Origin of the sequence: Paenibacillus pseudetheri, from assembly GCF_924513355.1 — a bacterium.
GTDB lineage: Bacteria > Bacillota > Bacilli > Paenibacillales > Paenibacillaceae > Paenibacillus_AQ > Paenibacillus_AQ pseudetheri.
In genome coordinates this window covers 1-22,372 of record NZ_CAKMAB010000025.1, presented here as the reverse complement: position 1 = coordinate 22,372, position 22,372 = coordinate 1, and the positions used below count along the sequence as shown (strand labels likewise).

Genomic DNA, 22,372 nt, shown 5'->3' with positions numbered 1-22,372 from the left:
ATCATCATTTATTGGGATTGGATGATCATCCACTTAACGCTTATAGACATTATCAGAGTAGTGTGAATGGAACGTTAACAAGACTATAAAAAAACAGACTGCCATCCGCCGCCTTCAACGACAGATCGTAGTCTATTTTCATCGGGAAGGATAGCTCAAGATTTTCACGATTACTAATTCATATGAAGTTAGTTACTGAATTGGTGAAAGATGTTAAACTAAAGTCTCTAAATAAATTAAAAAACAGGGGAGGATCTCACATAGACATTTCAATGAGTCTTCAACCACATGGCTGGTTGGATGTCATGATTTACACGACTGAAGGTGAAAAAATTGAAATTCCGGTTTCCTTTTTGTCTGATGCTATCCATGAAATAGCTAGTAAGACTTCTAGTTTGGGATTATCCGATAATGATGTAATTATTACTGTTCAGACTGAACCAGGCGAGTACCGATTCAAGATTTCAAAAATCACAAAAGATTTAAGTTTGTTCAATTATTTGAAATGAGTGATAAGCCTGACAAAACTCCTTCCGGTTTACTTAAGACTCTCGTATTTGTGAATCTCTGAGCGTTATCGGAATTTCAAGAACGAAATTATAACGAAGTAATGAATAATATAATGGGGGCGAAAAAATGAAAGAAAGAATTATATTAAGTCCAGCTACTTTAGACGATGTAGAATTCATTGTTGATAAAAAAACTAGCACTTCCTTATGGTTCTTTGAAGATTTTATTTCATCCGATAAGGAAGCAGTTAGAAAGAATATAGTAGAAAAAATTAAGAGTGATTGGTATAAACAATACATAATAAAGCTTGATAATCCAGAAAGAACACCTATAGGGGAATTGCATATCCATTGGTATGTCAAGGAGCGTGGAAGTTGGGAAATGGGTTATTGTATTTTTCCTGAATATCGTGAACAAGGATATTGTGTTGAAGCTTCAAAAATAGCTTTGAGGTATGCTTTTGAAGATTGGAATGCTCATAAAGTGGTTGCTATGTGTAATGAATTTAATATCGCTTCATATAAGGTGTTAGAAAGGTTAGGAATGGTTAGAGAGGGGATATTTCGAGAAGAACTACCTTGGCAAGGTAAATGGGTAGATCAATTCTTTTATGGTTTACTTGAAAGTGATTATCGAAAAATGAATATCTGACTGGAGGATATACTCTACCATGAGAAATGAAAAGATCACGATTATTAAAAAAAACAGCGGTAGTTTAGGACGTGATTTCCTTGTCCTTAGCTATCGCTGTTTCTATTAGAATCAGTGAATTCTTCTACATATCCCCACTTATGGTTCAGCCACAACACCTTGTGACGGAACTTCCACAACGGGTCGCCTATGGGTGGCCTCAAGGGTGGAAAGGTCACCATCGAGCGCTTTGAGTCCGGGGAGTAGCAAGGCTGCGCTAGCACAGAGCATTGGAAGCAGTCCGGCGATTACAAAAAGTACGGGCACCCCATAATGCTGGGCAATCGCGCCACCGGCAAAAGCACCAAAAGGCTGTAAGCCGCCACCGATCAGAAAGCGAATAGAATTGACTCTTCCTTGCAGATGGCTCGGAACTAGACGTCCATGGAGTGAAGAGCTTAAGGAACCGAAGAAGGGACCTAACGTTCCAGTAGCAAATACGGCGGCGAGAGCAAAAGAAAAACTAGGGAATAACCCCCATAAGGTAGTCACTAAACCTATGGTCCCCAGACTGCTAAGCATGACAAGCCGTCTTTTTTTAATTTCCCCTATCATGGAAATCACACTTAGCCCGACTAAGGTTCCCAGCGCAAAAACTGTACTTAGCGTGCCCATCGTCGCCGCATCGCGGTGGAGCACTTCGCGTACAAAAGGGACCATCATCGTCCAGACGGCAATTGAGCTTAAATTACTGATGGATGCCATGATCATAATCGTAAGCATTGCAGGAAATTGTTTATAGAAGGTAAAGCCCTCGGCTATCTCGCGAACGTAAACGGTGATGGAGAAACGACCTGGGGCTGGAGAAGGTTTCGGTAGCTTTTGTAAGCACAGCAAGGTAGTGATGGCGGCTGCGTAACATATCATGTTGATGCCAAGGGCGGGAAGCGCTCCACTAGCAGCGGTCAACGCACCTGCTAAGGCAGGCCCCAGCAGGGCTGCTGCGCTTTTGCTGCCATCAATGATAGCAAAAGCCCGTACCAGCTTCCGGCTGTCGGCAACGCCGGGAATAACAGCCATCGCTGTTGGCATGAACAATGCGGCGCAAGATCCGCTGAGACCTGCGGCGACAAACAGATGCCACAGCTGCAATTGGCCAGCCAGGCCCATGCCGAGTGGCAGTGCTATAGCCAGCAAGCGAATGGCTGCCAAGCAGGCCATAAAACGGACCCGGTGCAGCCGGTCGGACAACGGTGAACCGAGCAAGCGCAGCAGCAGCTCAGGTATGCCCGAGCTGAGCGCGAGTGCTCCCATCGCTAGCTTAGAACCGGTTAGCTCATAGACGAGCCATTCCATAGCCAGCAAGCCAAAGGCATCCCCAAAAGCGCTTAAAGTAATGGTCGAGAGTAGACCATAATAGCTGCGTTTTATCATTGCTTGGTAGCTCCTTTCTTAACTCTCCAGATACACTCCGATCTGCTGAGGCAACCCATCTAAGGCTTCTAATCGTAGGCTGTACGAAGCGCTTTTACCATGGGTATGGACAATGACCAGCCCAGCTGCACGCAGCGCGATAAGATGGTAGTGGATTGTGCTTTTTGAAAGTCCTACCTCGCGCACGATTTCTGTGAAATTGAGCTGCTTGCCTGTGAGCAAACGAAGGATATACAGTCGGGTCTCATCTGACAACGCACGGGTAAGGCGGAGTAATGCAGGCGCAGGCCGTCCAGCTTCTGGAGGGAGAACATCACAAGAGTAGCTGGTGAATACGAATTCATCATACATAGCGGTCGTAACCAGTGGACGAGCATGATATTGCGGAATGATAATGACTTGCTTCAGATGTTCGGTTGGATAAAGTCGCATTCCAGCAGTAGCTGCTTCAAAGACTTCCATATCATTGTTCCCGCTTAGCATCGCGCGTCTTGATTCGGCTTCCTGCTCAAGTCCTTTAATGATATTAGGATCGATTCCACTGAAGTATCCCGCGTTCCATTCGCGGAGGATGTCAGCGGCAGTGTCCCTGAGCTCCGCAAGATTGGAAGGGACCGATTGGCCGAAACGTCCGGATATTTCATACAGTTCGCCCGAAGATAAACCATCGAACCACTCCAAAAACCCCTCTACCGAACGCTCTCCCGGACAAGACCAAATATAGGGAGCCAAACTGAAATCATCAAGTTTCTTAACGACCTCCTGCATTTTACGAAGCAGCATTGGCGCGAATCTGGCTTGAACATCGCGTACCCAGAGCTTACCGGAATCCATGGCAGTATGGTTCTGCTTACTTAGAAAAGCAGTCATACTATAAACACATTCATACATGGGTGCAAAATCGACCTCTACTTTATAATCCAAGAGCTACTCCATTCTTTCAGTGAAATACTGAACTTGTTATTTGTTCTATAAACGTAGAACTAATTATTGGTTTTATTGTAAACGAACTTTTTGTTCTTTTCAATAGCCATTTCGCCGAAAAATCCGAACTCAAAATAATGTTCAAATATAATCAATTGATTATATAAGTGTGCGGTTATATAATGAATTTGAAAATTAGATGAAGAAGGTGTAATTCGACTTGAAGGACACAAACGATTTGACTCAGGGTCCTATTATGCCTACCTTAATGAAATTAACGCTTCCCATTATTGCGACGAATTTCATCTCTACTACTTATGGTCTAGTTGATATGATTTGGGTTGGAAGATTAGGAAGTGGTCCGGTTGCCGCGATTGGTACAGCGAGCTTTTTCATTAATCTAGCGATTGCTTTATCGACTATGGTTACGATCGGCACAGGGATTAAGGTGGCGCATTGTATGGGATCTGGCCAGTTAGAGAAGGCTAAATCTTATATAAAGAACGGATTTATGATGTCTATTTTATTAGGACTTCTCTATATGAGTTTAGTGCTATTAACCAAGAATCAGTTGATTGGTTTTTTTGACCTTGGAAGTGATGAAGTAGAGCGGATGTCTAGACAATTTCTAGTGATTTCGGTATTTGGATCGGTATTTTCCATCGTGAATACGTTATTCGCAACTCTCTTAAACGCTATGGGAAATAGTAAACAGCCGTTTCAGATCTTCTCCATTGGTCTTATGGTTAATATTGTCCTTGATCCATTTTTGATTTTTGGCTGGGGCAGTTTTGAAGGATGGGGAGTAGCGGGGGCAGCTATTGCAACATTAACGGCGAACATCTTGGTTACGGCTCTTTTTATCATGAAGACAAGAAAGTCAGAACTCATTTCAAACACATCCGCGTGGGACAGCCGTCAAATGAAAGAAGTCATCCGCATGGGGCTACCCATAACGATCCAACGGGTCACCTTTACGATCATATCGATCATCATTGCCAAGATCATTGTACGATTTGGAGCGGATGCTATTGCGGTTCAAAAAGTAGGAATCCAAATTGAATCCATTTCCTATATGACCATTGGCGGACTACAGGGAGCTATTGCTGCCTTTTTTGGTCAAAATTATGGAGCACGCCGCTTCGACCGTATTGGGCAGGGGTATCGTCAGGCCTTAATTTTAACCTCCATTTTTGGTGTGATCGTGTCGCTTATATTTATTTCGTTCCCGCAGCAGCTGTTTTCATTGTTTTTATCAGACCAGACAAGTTTGGAATTGGGCGCAGATTATATGCGGATCATCGGTTACTCACAATTATTCATGTGTCTGGAATTGATGACAGTAGGTGCCTTTAACGGCATGGGTCAAACCCACATTCCACCGATCTTTAGTATTTCATTTACTGCACTCCGAATTCCACTAGCCTTACTCTTATCCGAGCCTTTTGGCTTAAATGGGGTGTGGATGTCGATTGCGTTAAGCAGTGTGTTCAAGGGTGTCATTCTTGTGTTCTGGTTTAGAAGATCTTTGTTCAGAATGAATAAACAGCAGGCAAACTACTAAGCAAAGGATGAGCGTAGGAATGGCTTTATTAAATCGTAAACTCATACAGCTTCTAAAAGATAATCATTTGAATAAGGAGGTTTTTCACGGCGAATTTGGACTGGAAAAAGAAAATGTCAGAGTGGATCCAGAGGGAAGCCTTGCGCTGACACCACATCCAAAAGCCTTTGGCAACAAGCTGGAGAACCCCTATATTCAAACGGATTTCTCAGAGAGTCAGGTTGAAATGGTGACACCCTCTTTTGATTCTATTGAAGAGACTTATAACTTTCTGGAGGCGCTGCAGGATATTGTGTCGCTAGAGCTTAATGAAGAATATCTGTGGCCGAGTAGTAATCCTCCCATGCTACCGAATGATAAGGACATTCCTATTGCCAAAATGGGTAATCCGGTAGAAGACGAATATAGACATCAGCTAGCCGATAAGTATGGTCGAAAAAGACAATTGCTGAGTGGGATCCATTATAATTTCTCTTTTGATGAACCATTTCTGAAAAAGCTTCATGATATCGCGGAACCACAAGAGAGCTTTAAAGATTTCAAAGATGCTACCTATTTAAAAATAGCCCGCAACCTATTGCGATACCGCTGGCTTCTAATCTATTTAACAGGTGCTAGTCCTGTTTTTGATAAGACTTATATGGAGCAATGTGTGGCACGTGGAGAATCAGATGATGACAAAAGTTTCTATTATCTGAATATGAATTCACTGCGAAATAGCGAATGCGGGTATCGCAATGAAAAGCCTCTCTATGTGTCTTTTGACTCGCTTAGGGAATATGTACATGACTTACAAGCGTTGATTGAATCGGAAGAATTATTAAGTGTAAAAGAGTTCTATAGCCCGGTTAGAGTGAAGACGGCAAGAGGTAAACATCCGTTAGAGGAGCTGCTGCAGGATGGGATTGCCTATTTGGAGCTCCGTTTTATTGATCTGAATCCACTCTACAAAATAGGGATTAGCAAAGAAACAATGACTTTCATTCATCTGTTTATCCTGTATATGCTATTGAAAGAGGACGAACCGTTCGGAGTAGAGGATCAGAAGATGGCGAATCTTAATCAGGATCAATTGATCATGGAGGGGATCAAAGGCTGCCTGCATGATTACGGGGATTCTTGCGGCATAATGGAACAGAAGGCTTTAATTTGTATGCAAGAGATGCAGGATATGATTCAGCTATTGAACCCAGAGGATAAACAGTTCTCGAACATTCTGAACGGAGCTAAGGATAAGATTCTAAATCCAGATCAGAGCTTTGCAGGGATTGTGAAGTCGGAAGTTCAACAATCTTCTTTTATTAAATATCATCTGAATAAAGCCAAACAATATGCTGAGGAAAGTCTTGCGAATGGATACCGATTTGTAGGATATGAGGTTTTGGAGCTATCTACACAGCTTCTACTAAAGGCAGCGGTTAAACGTGGGATTAAGTTTCAATTGCTCGATCGGGAAGAGAACTTCGTTGTACTTACGAAAGGCGATCATAAAGAATACGTTAAGCAGGCTACGAAGACATCCCTGGACTCTTACAGCACGGTACTAATTATGGAGAATAAAATTGTTACGAAGGAAGTTCTCAAACAACAAGGCATTCGTGTTCCTTCAGGTGAGGCATTTGGAGATCTGGAAGCGGCAATGAATGCATATGGCACTTATCGTAATAAGCCAATAGTGATCAAACCCAAATCAACCAACTTTGGACTTGGCATTACTATTTTTACAGATGATTTCTCCGAAGAAGATTATCAAAAAGCCTTTGCAATTGCCTTCGAGCATGATCGAACAGTGCTGCTTGAGGAATTTATGACGGGGAAAGAATATCGTTTTCTTGTCATGGGGGATGAGGTGGTCGGAGTATTGCACCGGGTTCCGGCGAATGTGGTCGGTGATGGTGTACATACGATAGAAGAGCTGGTCCACGAAAAAAATAAGGATCCGCTAAGAGGTCGTGGCTACAAAACTCCGCTTGAGAAGATTCGGATTGGCGAAGCCGAAGAGATGTTCTTGAAGAATCACGCCCAGGCCTGGAGTGATGTTCCTCCATTAAATGAAGTTATCTTCCTACGGGAGAACTCGAATATTAGCACCGGTGGAGACAGCTTAGACTTTACAGATGAGATTCCGGACAGCTATAAAGATCTAGCCATTCAATCTGCTAAAGCTGCGGGGGCCACTATTTGTGGAGTAGACATGATGATTGATGATATTAGGCAAGAGGCGAAGGGTACCAATTACAGCATTATTGAGATCAATTTTAATCCAGCGATTCATATCCACTGTTATCCTTTTAAAGGCAAGAATCGCCAAGCGGATGAACGAATTTTGGATCTGTTGTTTGGAGAATGAACAGAAGCTCAACCAGTACTTTTGGTTGAGCTTCTGTTTTTAAACGAGACAATTTCGGCTTAATTTCCACCCCTTGTGACACTCTTGTAACAGAGATTCGCTACGATAGGCTACGAGGTGAGAAAATGAAGAAATCTAAAGCTTTTATCGTGTTGATCTTATTGTTGGTTGTCGGATGCAGTTCGGCACCACCGCAAGCCAATCCAGAACTGAAGAAAGAAGAGAAGAAGGAAGAAACGAAAGAAAGGAATGAGAAGTTAGCCTTCTGGGATGGTCAGAGAAAAGGAACCAATTTCATGAATTCAAAATCTTTACCGGAAAACTATGATGCTGCCAAAGAGCAGAATATTGAATTCATTCGTTTGGCACCCGATAAATGGGCAAAAGACAGTGACTTTTTGTTTAATGACAAACCGGATGCGAACCCGGATAAAGATTTTCTAATAGGGAATGCAGATAAGTATGAAGGGATTGTTGAGGAGGATTTTTCCGAGTTAAAAGCGGACTTAGATGCAGCCGAGGCTCGGGGCTCCAAAGTGGTGCTGACCGTCCTCAGTCTCCCCGGAGATCGCTGGAGACAGTTCAATAATTACAAAAATGATGATCGGATATGGAAAGATTTCAGTTATCATGAACAAGCGGCAGTGTTTTGGAGAGATCTGGCAAGCCGGTTGAAAGATCATCCTGCAGTAATCGGTTATAACTTGATTAATGAGCCACATCCTGAGACCGCGGCTGGATTTCATGACTTCTGGACACAGGACTACAGCGAATGGTATAGCTCAGTGGAGAACACCCCAGCGGATTTGAATCTTTTATATGAGACGATAGTGACCGCTATTCGTACCGTAGATTCTAAGACGCCAATTATCGTAAATTCTGGCCTGTATGCTACACCTTGGGCCTTTAAATATTTGAAACCGATCGAAGACGAGAATGTGTTGTATGCTTTTCATATGTACGAGCCTTACGAGTTAACCAGCCAAAATAAGAAAAAAGGATTAACCTATGAATATCCAGGGACGATAAAGGTCGGGGAAGATAAAACGGAAAAAGCTTTTAATAAGGAAGCCTTAAAGGAATTTCTAGAACCTGTTGCGCAGTGGGCAAAGGAACATAACATCCCCGCAAATCGGATTGTTGCAGAAGAGTTTGGCACGAATCGATTAGTAAAAGGTGCAGATCAATATATGGCTGATTTAATTTCGATTTTCGATGATTTCGGCTGGCACTGGGCGTTTTATGCTTTCCGCGAGGATACTTGGGACGGTATGGATTACGAACTAGGTAATAAACCTCCTACGTGGGAGTATTGGCAAGCGATAGAGAAAGGCGAACAGCCACCTCGGACAGTAGTGGATAACCCAATATGGGGAGTATTGAAGAAAGGACTGGAAAGAAAGGAGTAAATGATGCTACTTGAACATTCTAATTGCCGATGATGAGAAACATATGACATCCATATTGAAGACTTATTTTGAAAAAGAGGGCTATAACGTTTGGATAGCAGCGGATGGGGAGGAGGCGCTGGAGCTCTTTTTTTCGAATAAGATCGACCTTGTAGTACTGGATTGGATGATGCCTAAGCGAAGCGGGATTGAGGTGTGCAATGAAATCAAGCAGGTTAGTTTAGCTAAAGTGGTGATACTGACCGCCCGTTCTTCCCATGATGATGAATTTAGCGCTTTAGATATCGGTGCAGATGAATATATAAGAAAACCATTCGACCCACGGATCTTAATGCTGAGAATCAAAAAAATGCTGGGTACCGAAAAAGTAGCGGCTATACGGGACTTAGAAATTGATTTTGAGCGAAAAAAAGTGTTCAAGAATGGGGAGGAGCTGTCTCTTTATAAAAAAAAGTTTGAACTGCTAACCTTCCTATATGAGAATAAAGGCCGGATTTTGTCCAGAGATTCTTTGTTATCTTCCGTTTGGGGGATGGACTATCTTGGCGAAGAACGAACCGTGGATACACATATCAAGAGATTGCGCGATAAGATTGGGGCTGACCACGTAATCACACATAGGGGAATGGGGTACAGCTTCCATGATAAAAATCAATAAAATAAACACGAAGTTATTGATTATGGTAAGTATCATTCTGCTGATTGTGTTTGGGACGTCCTACTTATTGCACAACTTTTTCTCGTCCGATTATTACCTATATAAGATGAAGACCAAAATTAACGCCATTTATGACGAAGTAAAGGATCTCAGTCTGGATCAGCTCATGGAGAAAGAAACAGCGATCGAGAACAATAACAATGTAACGATAGTTAGGGTTGAGAACAACGGAAGCGCAACAATAATCAACGAGAACATTCAATTTGCGTTGTATAAAGATAAGGTGGCACTCAATAAGTTCTGGATTACGGAAGAAGTTTTGCAAAAGGTAAATGAAGGAAAAACGGTGAATCTATTATTTAATCAGGGGAAATTGAAGTCCAGCCTGTTAACGAAAATATACGAGCAGGATGGCAGTCTAATCCTCATCGGCACTGTAGTTGTACATAATACAGATGCTTTAAATATCGTAAATCAATTCAGCTTCTATTCCATTCTTTTGGGGATTATTATCAGCTTGCTGTTAGTGGCTTATTTTTCGAAAAAGATCATTACCCCATTAGAGCAGTTACAGGATGTGGCGAAGGATATCTCCAATCTTGATTTTAAACAAGTGACGATTAAATCGGGGGATGAAATCGAAGAGTTATCCAAAAGCATTAACCAGATGAGTCAGCGTTTGAAAAGCGCCCATGCAGAACTGGAAAAGAAAAATCAAAGCTTAAACACACTGATCTCAAGCATTTCACACGAGGTAAAAACACCGTTATCCTTAATCCAAGCATATACCATTGGCATTCAAGACGAGTTGGATGATGGTACGTATACGGATATCATTTTGGAACAGGTGAAGTATACTTCGGTTATGGTGGATTACTTAATTAAGCTGTCCAAGATTCAAAAGACCGAAGTGCATAAAGAGAAATTCGATCTTAAAGAGCTTCTGCTCAAAGTGATCTCACAATATAACATTACGCTTAAAAATAAAAACCTGACCTTACAGACCGACTTCCATTCGGTTGAACGATCCATCGTTGAAGAGGATATCAGCCAGATAGAGATTGTATTCAACAACTTAATTAGTAATGCCATTAAATATGGGGAAGAGAATATCTTTGGAATCTCAGTAGTGAATGATACCCACGGCACTCTTAAATTCACCATTACTAATAAAACCACGCGTCTAACAGAGAAGCAACTAGCGTATATCTGGGACCCGTTCTATGTCATCGAGGAGTCTCGGAATAAAGAAATCTCCGGAACTGGACTTGGCCTGTCTATTGTCGCGGAGATTCTAGCTAAGAATGATCTGAAATACGAAGCCACTTTAGAGGACTCGTATATTAGTTTTAGTGTTTGGTTTGATGTTGAGGATTGATGTTGAAGTTATGTGGTTAGATTTTCCTGTTGAGGTTATCCGTTGAGGTTGGCTGTTGAAGTTTGATCTTAAAGTTTTATACCTTTGAAAAGGTGGAAAGTAACGGAGGGAATTTTGGAACTGTAGGAGCGGAGCGTTCGCCTTTGTCTCCGGATGTTATCCGCTGAAGGCGGTAAAATCAAAAACATCTGGAGACAACAGCGACCGAAAGTCCAAACATTCCGGCAGTTACGCCTGTTACCTTTTCCCGAGAACTTTTAATTAAGCTTCAAAAGCGCCGAATTATCAACAAAAGTAGCCGTATTAAACAACATCAATACATCCTTGATATCATTCTGAGTCATGTACTCACTGATACTCCCGTTATAATAACGAATGTCGATCACGTGGATTTCCGGTACATGCTGAGTCAAAAAAGGAATGACACTATGCGCATAAGAGTCCTTGATAACAAGCAGCTTCTCCCCAGCCCGGTAGGCGGCTCAGTAGCTTTAATCCCCACCATTTTTCAAAGATAAGAATAACCCAAAAGTATAATCCCCAGAGTAGAAAATTCCAGCTTGCTCCGTGCCAGATTCCCGTCAACAGCCAGACGATGAGGATATTGCGCACCTGAATGCCTAACCCCCGGCGGTTGCCTCCAAGCGGGACATATACGTAGTCACGATTCCAACTGCTAAGGGAAATATGCCATCTCCGCCAGAAGTCGGTAATGCTCTGTGAAATATAAGGTTTGTTGAAGTTCTCATTAAAGCGGAAGCCGAACATAAGCCCGAGGCCAACCGCCATATCCGAATATCCACTGAAATCAAAATAGATCTGAAAAGCAAACGCAACAATGCCAATCCAAGCGGTTAAAGCAGGCATGGACTCCAGATTGGAGCTGGATATGGTGTTCCAGAGCAGGCCGATGTTATTGGCAAGCAGCACTTTTTTGGCTAGTCCGATAATGAATCTTCGTACACCCTCTGCGAACATGGGGATATCCATCGAACGCGTTCGTAATTGCTCTGCAATGGTGTTGTATTGAACGATAGGACCGGCTACTAATTGCGGGAACAAGGCTACAAACGTACCGAAATCAATCCAATTTCGCTGTGCCTTAGCAGTTCCTCTGTAGACGTCAATGATGTAGGACATGGATTGAAAGGTATAGAACGAAATCCCAATAGGTAGTGGTAAATCAGTTAATGGGATATGAGTACCGAGGAGTTCGTTTACATTTTGAATGAGAAAATCTGCATATTTGAAATACGACAATAAGCCCAGGTTAATAACCATAGAGCTAACCACAATCCACTTGTGCTGTACCGTAGTTAGCTTCGGTCTACTAAGAAGTAGACCAAAGCCGTAATCCGTAATGGTGGACAGCAACATAATTACAATGTAGACCGGTTCGCCCCAAGCATAAAACACCAGACTGCTTAAGAACAATATGAGGTTTTTGATTCGCCAAGGCGAAACATAGTAGAGTGCAAGTACAGCCGGCAGGAACAGGAGTAGGAACAGTAGGCTGCTGAATACCATCGCTAATTATTTTTTAGTAAACAAGGTATCGAATTCAGTCACCAGCAGATCTGCGCTCTCGGAAATCACGAATAAGATATAATTTCCTTTTTTGGCCAGCTTGTATTTTGGGCGTTCTTATACATCCGGAAGGTATTGTTCGAATTGCTTTTGAATATCAGTCGCACGCTCTTTGACGGCGGTTTCGACAGTAGAGATATCTTTTGCATCTTTAACTTTCAAAATAGAAATTTCATTACTTTTCACATTCATCATTGGTATTCTAATGCTATAATCTTCAAGTAATGCTGGATCTAGATGGTACAGCTGACCCACCATATCTGCTTCAACTTCCATTAATGAAGGTTGTTCCACTTTTGCGAGCATTTCGTCGATCATTTCTTTCGGCGTCAGATTGGTTTCGACAACGGCTTCATTGTTACTACTGGAACAGGCGCTAAGCATTACACTTAATACAATAGTTAACGCTAGAATGAAGGTATGTTTTTTCAATTAGGTCACTCTCCTTGGTGTGTTTGATCTACGTTTCTCTAGTTAACTAATGTAAAGAGTCTATAGAATGTTGCGGGACACTTTCTTATGAATACTTTACCCCGATTTTATGGAAATATGTTTGAATGAAAAGGTCATGCAAAGATCTTCCTTTCTTAGCTTGCGCAATGGTTGGTTATACTGTTACTGTTAGATAGATAGTTTTGAATAGAAGGGGATTGAACGGAATGATCGAAGAACTGAACAATAATGGACTACCGGAGAATTACGAGGAATTAAAGAAAGCTGCCAACCGCTCTGCGGATTGGAGAGCCCGTCTAGAAGCTGTTGAAGAACTGGGACAGACTAACCACAAACAAATTATCGATATCCTGATGCGTTTAATGGAGAGCGATCCTGTATATACAGTTCAAGAAGCGGCTTACCTTAAACTGAAGGCATTCGGCGAAGATGTTAAAGCACCGTCCAAGAATAAACCAGAGCTAGTAAAAGGCGTATCCAAAATACTCCTGAGAATCAAGAAGAGCTTGCCAAGAGATCATTCGTACGAAGATTTCAAAGAGAAGCTGAAGAAGATGAGAATCGACGTGTACGATATTTACGAAGGCGAAAAGGGCGCTGAATTTGACGCGTGGCTGATGAAGATGTGGAATTCCTCGAACAAGTAAAGGATGACAACATGCAAATTAACAACTTAATTGAACAATTTCAAGAATACCTTAAGCTTTCCGCTGAATTACGCCCTGACTATATTGCAAGCTTAGGTAAAGGTGATAATGAAGCGAAGATTACGTCGGTTTTTCCGGAAACCCCTGCACTGCTGAAGGCCATCTATAACACAGTTTCAGGCACAAGCAGTGAGGAAGAAGAACCAAGTCTGATCGAATTTATTCCAGGGTATCGTCTAATTCATATTAATGAATATGAAGCAGAGATGAAGATTTTAGCTGGAATATTGGAGGAAAAAGGCCATCAAGTGGATGGAATTATCTTGCCGATCTTAACGAACTACGGTAGCGATTTCATTTGTTACTATAGATCTGCAGATGGTGTGGAACGTGTATGTGACCTGCTGCATGATTTTGGGGATCTGATTGTCATGTATGAATCACCTGAAAAGTTCCTGGAGACTTTATGTGAGTTCTACAAGCAGGAGGTTTATTTCCTGGATGAAGAGGGTTACCTCGATTGCGATTTAGTAAAAGAGGGTGAAGTAGGCGCGGCTCTGAACCCGGATGCGAAATATTGGTCCGAGTAACAAGCTGATACCCTATAAAGAAGAGCAGCAGCCCAATTACGGACTAGCTGCTCTTTGTTTTAAGTATCTACTGTTATGTTACTCCTGCGCAGCACGGTTCTCCTGCTCCCGCAGCTCTACTCTCCGTATTTTACCCGAAGCGGTCTTCGGCAGATCCTGAATGAACTCGATTTTGCGTGGATATTTATAAGGCGCTGTCCACTCTTTAACATGGGATTGCAGCTCCTTCACAAGCTCTGGAGAAGCGGCGGTCTCATCTTTTAGTACAATAAAAGCTTTAACGATGTGTCCGCGGATTTCATCCGGACTTGCAACGACCGCGCATTCCTTAACCGAAGCATGTTTCATAAGGGCTTCCTCTACTTCGAAAGGACCAATGGTGTAACCTGAGCTAATGATAATGTCATCTCCTCGGCCCTCGAACCAGAAATAACCCTCTTCATCTTTCCGTGCCCGGTCGCCAGTTATGAAGAACTCACCGTGAGTACAGCTTTCTTTTCTGCCGGGGTCTTTGTAATAGGTATGGAATAATGCTGGCATACTTAGGTGCACTGCGATATCTCCAACGACTCCAGCAGGTAACGGAGTGCCGTCTTCGTCTACCACTTCAACTAGGCCCGGAGCAATAGACTTACCCATAGAACCTATTCGAATAGGTGTATCTTTAAGTGTGCCGATGATTAGCGTACTTTCTGTTTGACCATAACCATCACGAATTGTGATATTGAATTCACGCTGGAAGGTGTTGATAACCTCTTGATTCAAAGGCTCTCCAGCAGAAACAGCGCAGCGAAGGTGGGACAAGTCATACTGACTGAGATCTTCCAATTTGGCCATTAAGCGATATTCGGTTGGCGTGCAGCATAACACCTCGATGTTGTGATCCTGTAGCAGCTGTAAATATTTTTTAGGATGAAAAGCTCCACTATATACGAACCCGGTCGCCCCGTTGCCAAGGACGGTTAAGAAAGGGCTCCAGATCCACTTCTGCCAACCTGGTGCTGCTGTTGCCCAGACGGTGTCTGTTTCTTTAATATCGAGCCATTGCGGTGAAGTGATCCGTAAGTGAGCATAACCCCAACCATGACTATGAACAACTGCTTTAGGGTTGCCGGTTGTGCCAGAGGTATAGGCCAAGATCGCCATATCATCACGGTGGCTTTTGACTGCTGCGAACTCATCTGGCTGATCAATCATTAGACCTTCTAGATCTAGCCAGCCTTGACCAAGCTCGTCAGAGTCGCCGGATACAGAAAATCGGTAATCGAGAGCAGGCAGATCATCCGATATTTTATTAACTTCCTCAGTGACCTCGGACCAGGCAATAACGGCTCTGGATTCAGAATGCCGCAGACGATAGGATAAATCCTTGGCGCGAAGCATTTCTGATGAAGGGATAATGGCAAGTCCTAGCTTCAGACATGCTAAATAGATGACATAAGCGATGATTCGACGCGGAACCATTACAAGAACACGATCCCCTTGCTGAAGGCCGAGTGCTGCGAGCCCTCCGGCAAGTTGGTTAGCTTGCTTGCGAAGAGCTCCGTAAGTGATCTCCTCGTAGTCTCCTTGTTCATTCAACCACTTAAGTGCAATCTTTTCCGGAGCATGACGTTCCATTTCCGAAGTGAGATTGTAGTACTCAGGTGCGATCCACTGCTGATTATTCAATATGAACCTCTCCTATATAAAACAAGATGTGTATAACTGTTATGCTTAGTATAGCACGTTATCCTAGTACCAGGTACTAGTACCTTGATGCTTAAATTTGATATCATAGGGTTTAGAAGGTTAAGATAACTTGTGTAAATATAAATCCAGAAAGTGAGAACTATGTTATGAATCATACAACTTTTGATGAAATATTCGCTATTATGGAAGCCTCTTTTCCCACCTCAGAGATCAGAACCTATGAGGGACAACAGGAGTTATTGGATGTTCCACATTACCGATTGATTACCGAAGTGAATGCTGAGGGGAAAATCATTGCTTTTATAGCTTGCTGGGAGTTTCCAGGATTTCGATTTGTAGAACATATTGCAGTGGACCCAAGGATAAGAGGTGGGGGCATTGGTAAAAAGCTGATGGAAGAATATATCCGTCAGTCGGGCAAGCCTGTACTTCTTGAAGTAGAGCCGCCACTGGGTGAAATGGAACAACGGAGAATTGGCTTTTATGAGCGACTGGGCTTCCATTTGAATCCTTATGCGTATGTGCAGCCCCCTCTGCGTGAGGAAAATGCTGATTTACCGCTTCAAATTATGACTTACCCTAACCCTGTCGATGTAGAAGAATTCAATCTTTATAGAGAAATTTTATATACAGAAGTGTATAAGGTTACAACACCGTATCAAGGCTAATCTCTAACAGCAATCCGTACGATCCTTCTAGGATAAGTGGGTTGCTGTTTTTATTTTATATAAATGAATGATTTGCTGATTTTTTTCTTTACAAAATGGGTACAAGTTAGAAACAACTTAGAGACATAATCATAATTCGTTTGAGCTAAAGTAAGAACAAAGATTGAACTTCTAAGGAGGATTTACTTATGAAAAATAAAAAATTACTTATAGCAACAATGGTGTTTGGGATGGCAGTCACAGGATCAGCTGGTGTGTACGCGGGAACTAAACTTCAGAAAATTACGGCATACCTCAATCACAGCATTGGATTTAAGGTGAATGGCACAGCTTATACGCCAGTAGATAATAAAGGAAACTCATTAGCCCCAATTACTTATAACAATACAACCTATCTTCCTGTGCGTGCGATAGCGGATGTTATGAAGGTACCTGTGACCTTTGATGCGGTAAATAATCAGGTTATTCTTGGTACTGGAGGTACGGTAACGGACACGAATTCTCTGACTCCTGTACAATACAGCAGCACTCAGAAAGAAGACATTGTTAAAGCCTTCGCCAATTTCCAAGGGTTCGAAACAGCCTATGCACCTACTCAAATGGTGAGTGGAGACGCATTTCAAAAAGTAGTGAGCTCTGATGATGGTGTGAACTTTATGTTTAAGCAGATGAAGGTGAACGTTTCTCCTCGTGATTACTCTTACGAATATAAAGGTGAAACCGTAAAGCTCTCTAACGGAACCGAAGCTAAATGGTATAGCCCATCTAATGATTCGTTGCTCCTGACCTATAAACTGGATGATCGTTTTGTTACTATTAGTTCCCCGAATAAAACACTGAGTAAGACGCAATTAGAAAAAGTAGCAGTGAATGTAGTGAAATGGAGTAAATAACTCTGACGTACATTGTCCCGGAAAAGTAAAGCAGCAAGTCACTCCTTATGGAGGGCTTGCTGCTTTTTTTTTTGGTAAAGCCTATTATCTTGTCGATAAAGCGTAACCTTGCTTTTTACGGGTTTTTACTGTGCTGCTTAGTAGGCAACTTTTGACTGGGTGTCCCTTTACCGTGATGCTCTTTATTCTTTTCAGCTTTCTTTTGGGTGTCGTGTAATTTTTCTACAAAAGCATGAGTATCGTCCATGTTTATCCTCCTTGATTGGCAACCTTGGCGTTACTTTAACCACTTTTGTAAGAATACATACACGATGTACTTTACAAACTTCTATGTTTATAAAGACATTGTGAAAATATTTAATAGTTACTATAAATGGATGCAAGCATTTCATAGAACAGTAAGGGAGACTGATTATGAACAGGTTATTTAAACAAGCTGTATCCATGACTTTAGCTTTCGTTATGGCACTGGGAATTACATTCACAGGAATACCAGCTTATGCTGAAGACAGCAATGGGGATGCTGGACTACTGCAATTACAATCGCTAGAACCTGTTACATTATTGGCAGGGAATTCTACGTGGAAGTATCTAGATCACGGAACAGATCAAGGGACGGCATGGCGGTCTGTGTATGACGATTCAACATGGGCAACTGGTCAAGCACCGCTTGGTTATAAAGATAGTGGAGCCGGAGTCAGCAGCAAGCAATTTGGTGCTCTGAAAACAAATATAAGCTACGGTTCTGATAAAAAGAAGAAATATCTTACTTCCTATTTCCGCACAAATGTAACTGTGAATAAGGAAGAGATTACAAAATCCGATAAAATCTTGGGAAACTTCGCGTTTGATGATGGAGTTGTGCTGTATCTGAACGATAAAGAAATCTACCGTGAGGCTATGCCTGCAGGTGAAATCAACTATCAAACACTGAGTACAACTGGTGCCGGTGATCCTAATGAGTACACAAAGGTTGATCTAACGGAACTCGTAAAGACTAATTTGAAAGATGGAAGAAATGAACTTTCAGCTGAAGTTCATCAGACTGGTGAAACTAGTTCTGACCTGTATTGGGATATGAGCCTGATAGCTTATCCAGCAACGCAGGTTGTAGAACCTGGAGTTGGTAAGCCTGATTCCATCGCACTGACTTTTAACGGAAACCCTCAAACTAGTATGGGGTTCAACTGGTATGCACCTGAGAGTGTGACGGGTACCAAGCTTGAAGTAGTAGAAGCTTCTAAATTAGTGGACGGTCAGTTCCCGATAGGTGCTCAAACTTACGAAGGAACATCGGTTACAAAAAGTGTGTATATGACAAAGGCGGATAAGTCAGCTAAAAAACCAGTTGTACTGACTAGCCATAAGGTCATCGCAGATCATTTACAGCCGGGAACGGAGTATGCTTACCGTGCTGGGGATGGACAAGCTGACAATTGGAGTGACGTAGGAACCTTTAAAACAGAAAGCTCCAGTAATCAAGCCTTTAAGTTCTTATATACAACGGATTCTCAAGGAACAACTGAAGGTGATTTTGATATTTGGAATCATACCCTTCAAGAGGGATTGGCTAAATTCCCGACAAGTGAATTCATTCTGAATTCCGGTGATTTGGTAGACAACGGTGATATTGAGGAGCAATGGTCATGGTTCTTCAACAAGCCAAAGGATATTCTGGCGAATATTCCGTTGGTTCCTTTGGTAGGTAACCATGAAAGCAAGAATTATAGCAATTATACTTCCCATTTTAATTTGCCTAATGTCTCGAACACAGGCGCGAAGCCGGATGGCTCTGTATATTCTTTTGACTACGGTTCCGCGCACTTTATGGTGATAAATACAGAATATTATGGTGCTAGTTCGAATCTTGAGAATAACGAAATTTACAACAAACAAGTGCAATGGCTACGCAGTGAAGCCGCGAAAAGCGATCAGAAGTGGAAGATTGTGCTTCTGCATAAATCTCCTTATTCCGTTGCGAATCACACAAATGATACAGATGTACTCTATTACAGAGCAAATTTGACCAAGGTGTTTGATGAGCTTGGCATTGACATGGTAATTGGTGGACATGACCACACCTTTTCTAGAAGCTATCAAATGTACGGCAATAAGCCATTGACGGATATTGTTCCGGACACTAATGGAGTAGTCACTGACCCTAAGGGCACGTTATATCTGATTACAAATGCAGCGGGCAATAAAAAATATAATGTAGGCTCAGGACCATTTCCATTTGCAGCTAAATTCGGACAGCCTGGTAAGGAAATGTTCACAGGTATGACTGTAACGAATGATGAGCTTTCATATGAGGCCTACACCACGACAACTGGTGGATCTACAGACTTGTATGATAATTACAGCATTCATAAGTCGGACGTAGCTGTTAAACCTGTGCAAAATGCAAAAGCTACTGTAGCTGATGGCGGTAAAATCACGTTAACTTGGGATGCGCCTGCATCCGGTGCACCAGTATCGGGATATCGCATTTACGAGCAAAATGATCTGTTATCTGCAAACTGGACAGTCAGTGTTCCTAATACGGAAGGTCAAACTTCTTATAGTTACACTGTAGAAAATACTAATCCGAACCAAACCTATCAATTTGTTATCAAAGCTGTAAGTGACAGAACAAATTCAGAAGCTAAAATTGCTTCTACGGATTCTATCAAAAAAGTTACAGTTACCTTTAATGGCGACCCAGTGAGTGCAAAAGGATTCACTTGGTACACAGCTTTAAAATCTGCAGGAAGCGATCTGCAGGTTGTAGATAATACGGGCGTTACTCCGGACTTTGCAAAAGCTGCTGAGTTTACAGGACGTTCAGCTGTTTCCAGAAATTCAAAGGATGAATTAGTTCATAAAGCTGAAGCTTCTGGCCTTAAGGCTGATACGAAATACTACTTCCGTGTAGGTGATAAAGCACTAGGATTGTGGAGTGCAGTGGGTACTTTCGAAACTGCTGCTAAGACAGGTGCATTTACTTTCATCGATCTGGCGGATACACAAGCTAAGACGGAAGATGAGGCTATTCTTTCCGGTGAAACGATGGCAAAAGCCCTTACGACATTCCCGAATGCTGAGTTTGTGGCGATTAATGGAGATATCGTAGATACTGGAACCAATGAATCACAGTGGAATTGGTTGCTTGGCCATTCGCAGGAAACCTTGCTTAATACAACTATTGTTCCAGTTGCGGGGAACCATGAGGATAAAGCGAATGCCTTCTATGAGCACTATAATATTAAGGAAGCAGCAGGCTCACCAACAGAAACAGGAGCGTACTACTCCTATGATTACAGCAATGCGCACTTTGTAGTCTTGAACACGAATGAGAATTCGGACGAATATGCTAACTTCAGCAAAGCACAATTGGATTGGATGAAGGCCGATGTAAAAGCAGCGAAGGCTGCTGGAGCGAAGTGGATTATCGTCGCTATGCATAAAGGACCATACACAACTTCTAACCACGCTACTGACAAAGACATTATGGGTGCTAATGGAGAAAGAGCGAAAGTCGCTCCAATGATGGCTGAGCTGGGCATAGACTTGGTTCTTCAAGGCCACGACCATATTTATGCACGGACGAAGCCAATCAAGGCTGACGGAACTGCAGCAGACACAGTGAAGATCAAGGAAAGCTTCAATGGTCAAACTGTAGAGTACACAGTAAACCCAGATGGAACGATCTATCTGATTCCAGCTACCGCAGGAGCAAAGGTTTACTACAAGAACATGAAACCTGCGTTGGGAGATGCGTACTATAATCTCTTTGAAGTAGCCAATGAGAATACAGCTGCTAAATACGGAGCGGACCCAAGTGATGCTACGCGTCCAAAACGCGGTCAAGTTCAGACCTTTGTTGGTATCACTGTAGATGCAGGGAGGCTGACAGCTGTATCTTATGAGATTGATCAGAATGTTAATGAGGCTAAACCATACGTCCTAGAAGAGTTCGGCATTGTTAAAGGTGATGAGAATGGTGGAGTTACACCAACACCAACACCAACACCAACACCAACACCAACAACAGGACCAACAACAGAGCCAACAACAAAACCAACAACAGCGCCGACAACAGCACCAACAACAAAACCGACAGCAACACCAACAGTAGCGCCAACAGCTACACCAGCACCAACAACGGCGCCTTCACCAACTGCGACGCCAGTTAGTAAGCCATCTTTAACGGATACTAGCAATCACTGGGCAGCTGCTGTTATCGAAAAAGCAGTAGCAGCTGGCTTCGTTAGCGGTTATCCAGATGATACTTTCCGTCCGAATCAGAAAGTAAATCGGGTTGAATTTATCACAATGCTGGCACGTGCATTGCAATTGCCGGAGAATGGTGACACTTCAAGTTTTAAGGATTCTGCGAAGATTCCTACATGGGCTAAGTCTTTTGTGGCACAGGCTGTATCACTGCAAATTATCAGTGGATATGATGATGGGACATTCCGTCCTACACAGGAGCTAACACGTACAGAATTAGCAGTTATGGTTGTTCGTGCTCTTGGTATTACGGTAGATCCTAAAGCGACATTAACCTTCAATGATGCTAAGGATGTACCAGCATGGGCTGTGCCGTATATTGCAGCAGCAGCGAAATCAGGCCTTGTGAATGGTGTAGGGCAGAATAAATTTGCACCTAACCAAAAGGCAACAAGAGCAGAGGCGGTTACCATAATCCTTGCATTATTAGAAAAAGGGCAGAAGTAATCTATTATCTGCGTGAAATGAACTCAAGCTTAGCTTGTGTCGAACAACGGGGTCTCAGCTTATATGCTGGGGCTCTTTTGTGTTTATTGTTTTTTTATGAAATAATATGAATTTTAAAATAATGCTTGCAATGAGTTCCTATACGTGATATATTCTAAGTCCGGCCAAGAAATACACATGCCGAGCTCGAAAAAGAAGTTAAAAAAGAGCTTGACATTAAATAGCCGAACATGATATAGTATAAGAGTTGCTGCTGAGACATTAAA

Annotated in this window: 18 protein-coding genes and 1 pseudogene; 12 read left to right on the top strand and 7 right to left on the bottom strand. The window is 42.4% G+C overall.

The features are described from left to right. Positions 1 to 182 precede the first annotated feature (182 nt). On the top strand, positions 183 to 509 hold the full coding sequence (locus L1028_RS19995; RefSeq protein WP_234538563.1) for a hypothetical protein: 327 nt from the start codon (positions 183 to 185) through the stop codon (positions 507 to 509). A 127-nt stretch (positions 510 to 636) separates the two neighbouring features. Beyond that, the gene (locus L1028_RS19990; RefSeq protein ID WP_234538561.1) at positions 637 to 1,161 is read left to right on the top strand and encodes a GNAT family N-acetyltransferase; all 525 of its coding nucleotides are present in this window, start codon (positions 637 to 639) and stop codon (positions 1,159 to 1,161) included. Between the two features lie 138 nt (positions 1,162 to 1,299). Here L1028_RS19990 and L1028_RS19985 read toward each other — a convergent pair whose 3' ends face one another. Beyond that, positions 1,300 to 2,574, bottom strand: coding sequence for an MFS transporter (locus tag L1028_RS19985; protein WP_234538549.1), 1,275 nt, complete (start codon positions 2,572 to 2,574; stop codon positions 1,300 to 1,302). An 18-nt stretch (positions 2,575 to 2,592) separates the two neighbouring features. Continuing rightward, positions 2,593 to 3,498, bottom strand: coding sequence for an ArsR/SmtB family transcription factor (locus L1028_RS19980; protein ID WP_234538547.1), 906 nt, complete (start codon positions 3,496 to 3,498; stop codon positions 2,593 to 2,595). 220 nt (positions 3,499 to 3,718) lie between these two features. Between L1028_RS19980 and L1028_RS19975 the strand changes: the two genes are divergently transcribed. The 5 genes from L1028_RS19975 (at position 3,719) to L1028_RS19955 (ending at position 10,857) form a co-directional block, all read left to right on the top strand. Next, positions 3,719 to 5,062: an MATE family efflux transporter gene (locus L1028_RS19975; RefSeq protein WP_234538544.1), complete on the top strand. Its 1,344-nt coding sequence runs from the start codon at positions 3,719 to 3,721 to the stop codon at positions 5,060 to 5,062. Positions 5,063 to 5,081: 19 nt separating this feature from the next. Continuing rightward, positions 5,082 to 7,412, top strand: coding sequence for a bifunctional glutamate--cysteine ligase GshA/glutathione synthetase GshB (gene gshAB / locus L1028_RS19970; protein WP_234538542.1), 2,331 nt, complete (start codon positions 5,082 to 5,084; stop codon positions 7,410 to 7,412). A gap of 125 nt (positions 7,413 to 7,537) precedes the next feature. Further along, entirely contained in the window at positions 7,538 to 8,821 is a 1,284-nt protein-coding gene (locus tag L1028_RS19965) for a glycoside hydrolase family 5 protein (RefSeq protein WP_234538540.1), read from the top strand. A gap of 10 nt (positions 8,822 to 8,831) precedes the next feature. Continuing rightward, entirely contained in the window at positions 8,832 to 9,479 is a 648-nt protein-coding gene (locus L1028_RS19960) for a response regulator transcription factor (protein WP_234538537.1), read from the top strand. Continuing rightward, positions 9,463 to 10,857, top strand: coding sequence for a sensor histidine kinase (locus tag L1028_RS19955; protein WP_234538535.1), 1,395 nt, complete (start codon positions 9,463 to 9,465; stop codon positions 10,855 to 10,857). Before L1028_RS19960 ends, L1028_RS19955 begins: the two co-directional genes overlap by 17 nt. 257 nt (positions 10,858 to 11,114) lie before the next feature. Here L1028_RS19955 and L1028_RS19950 read toward each other — a convergent pair whose 3' ends face one another. From L1028_RS19950 to L1028_RS19940, 3 genes and pseudogenes are all read right to left on the bottom strand, one after another. Continuing rightward, positions 11,115 to 11,270 (bottom strand): hypothetical protein, encoded by a 156-nt coding sequence (locus L1028_RS19950; protein ID WP_234538526.1) that lies wholly within the window; start codon positions 11,268 to 11,270, stop codon positions 11,115 to 11,117. A gap of 58 nt (positions 11,271 to 11,328) precedes the next feature. Further along, positions 11,329 to 12,384: pseudogene (locus tag L1028_RS19945) on the bottom strand (MBOAT family O-acyltransferase); the annotation flags it as partial. Between the two features lie 117 nt (positions 12,385 to 12,501). Then, positions 12,502 to 12,876, bottom strand: coding sequence for a DUF4358 domain-containing protein (locus L1028_RS19940; RefSeq protein ID WP_234538524.1), 375 nt, complete (start codon positions 12,874 to 12,876; stop codon positions 12,502 to 12,504). 227 nt (positions 12,877 to 13,103) lie between these two features. On the opposite strand from L1028_RS19940, the gene L1028_RS19935 reads away from it, so the two are divergent. Further along, positions 13,104 to 13,544, top strand: coding sequence for a HEAT repeat domain-containing protein (locus L1028_RS19935; RefSeq protein WP_234538522.1), 441 nt, complete (start codon positions 13,104 to 13,106; stop codon positions 13,542 to 13,544). A gap of 11 nt (positions 13,545 to 13,555) precedes the next feature. After that, entirely contained in the window at positions 13,556 to 14,134 is a 579-nt protein-coding gene (locus L1028_RS19930) for an HDOD domain-containing protein (RefSeq protein ID WP_234538520.1), read from the top strand. Between the two features lie 78 nt (positions 14,135 to 14,212). Here the strand turns inward: L1028_RS19930 and mbcS are convergent, their stop codons facing one another. Continuing rightward, the gene (mbcS, locus tag L1028_RS19925; protein WP_234538781.1) at positions 14,213 to 15,808 is read right to left on the bottom strand and encodes an acyl-CoA synthetase MbcS; all 1,596 of its coding nucleotides are present in this window, start codon (positions 15,806 to 15,808) and stop codon (positions 14,213 to 14,215) included. Between the two features lie 164 nt (positions 15,809 to 15,972). Here mbcS and L1028_RS19920 point away from each other — a divergent pair, with 164 nt between their 5' ends. Both L1028_RS19920 and L1028_RS19915 read left to right on the top strand, forming a co-directional pair. Further along, entirely contained in the window at positions 15,973 to 16,494 is a 522-nt protein-coding gene (locus L1028_RS19920) for a GNAT family N-acetyltransferase (RefSeq protein WP_234538518.1), read from the top strand. 188 nt (positions 16,495 to 16,682) lie between these two features. After that, positions 16,683 to 17,387: a copper amine oxidase N-terminal domain-containing protein gene (locus L1028_RS19915; protein WP_234538516.1), complete on the top strand. Its 705-nt coding sequence runs from the start codon at positions 16,683 to 16,685 to the stop codon at positions 17,385 to 17,387. A 115-nt stretch (positions 17,388 to 17,502) separates the two neighbouring features. Here the strand turns inward: L1028_RS19915 and L1028_RS19910 are convergent, their stop codons facing one another. Beyond that, positions 17,503 to 17,634: a DUF4023 domain-containing protein gene (locus L1028_RS19910; RefSeq protein ID WP_060627025.1), complete on the bottom strand. Its 132-nt coding sequence runs from the start codon at positions 17,632 to 17,634 to the stop codon at positions 17,503 to 17,505. 167 nt (positions 17,635 to 17,801) lie between these two features. Between L1028_RS19910 and L1028_RS19905 the strand changes: the two genes are divergently transcribed. Beyond that, a complete protein-coding gene (locus L1028_RS19905) occupies positions 17,802 to 22,106 on the top strand; it encodes an S-layer homology domain-containing protein (RefSeq protein WP_234538514.1) in 4,305 nt (1,434 codons plus the stop codon). Positions 22,107 to 22,372: the final 266 nt, after the last annotated feature.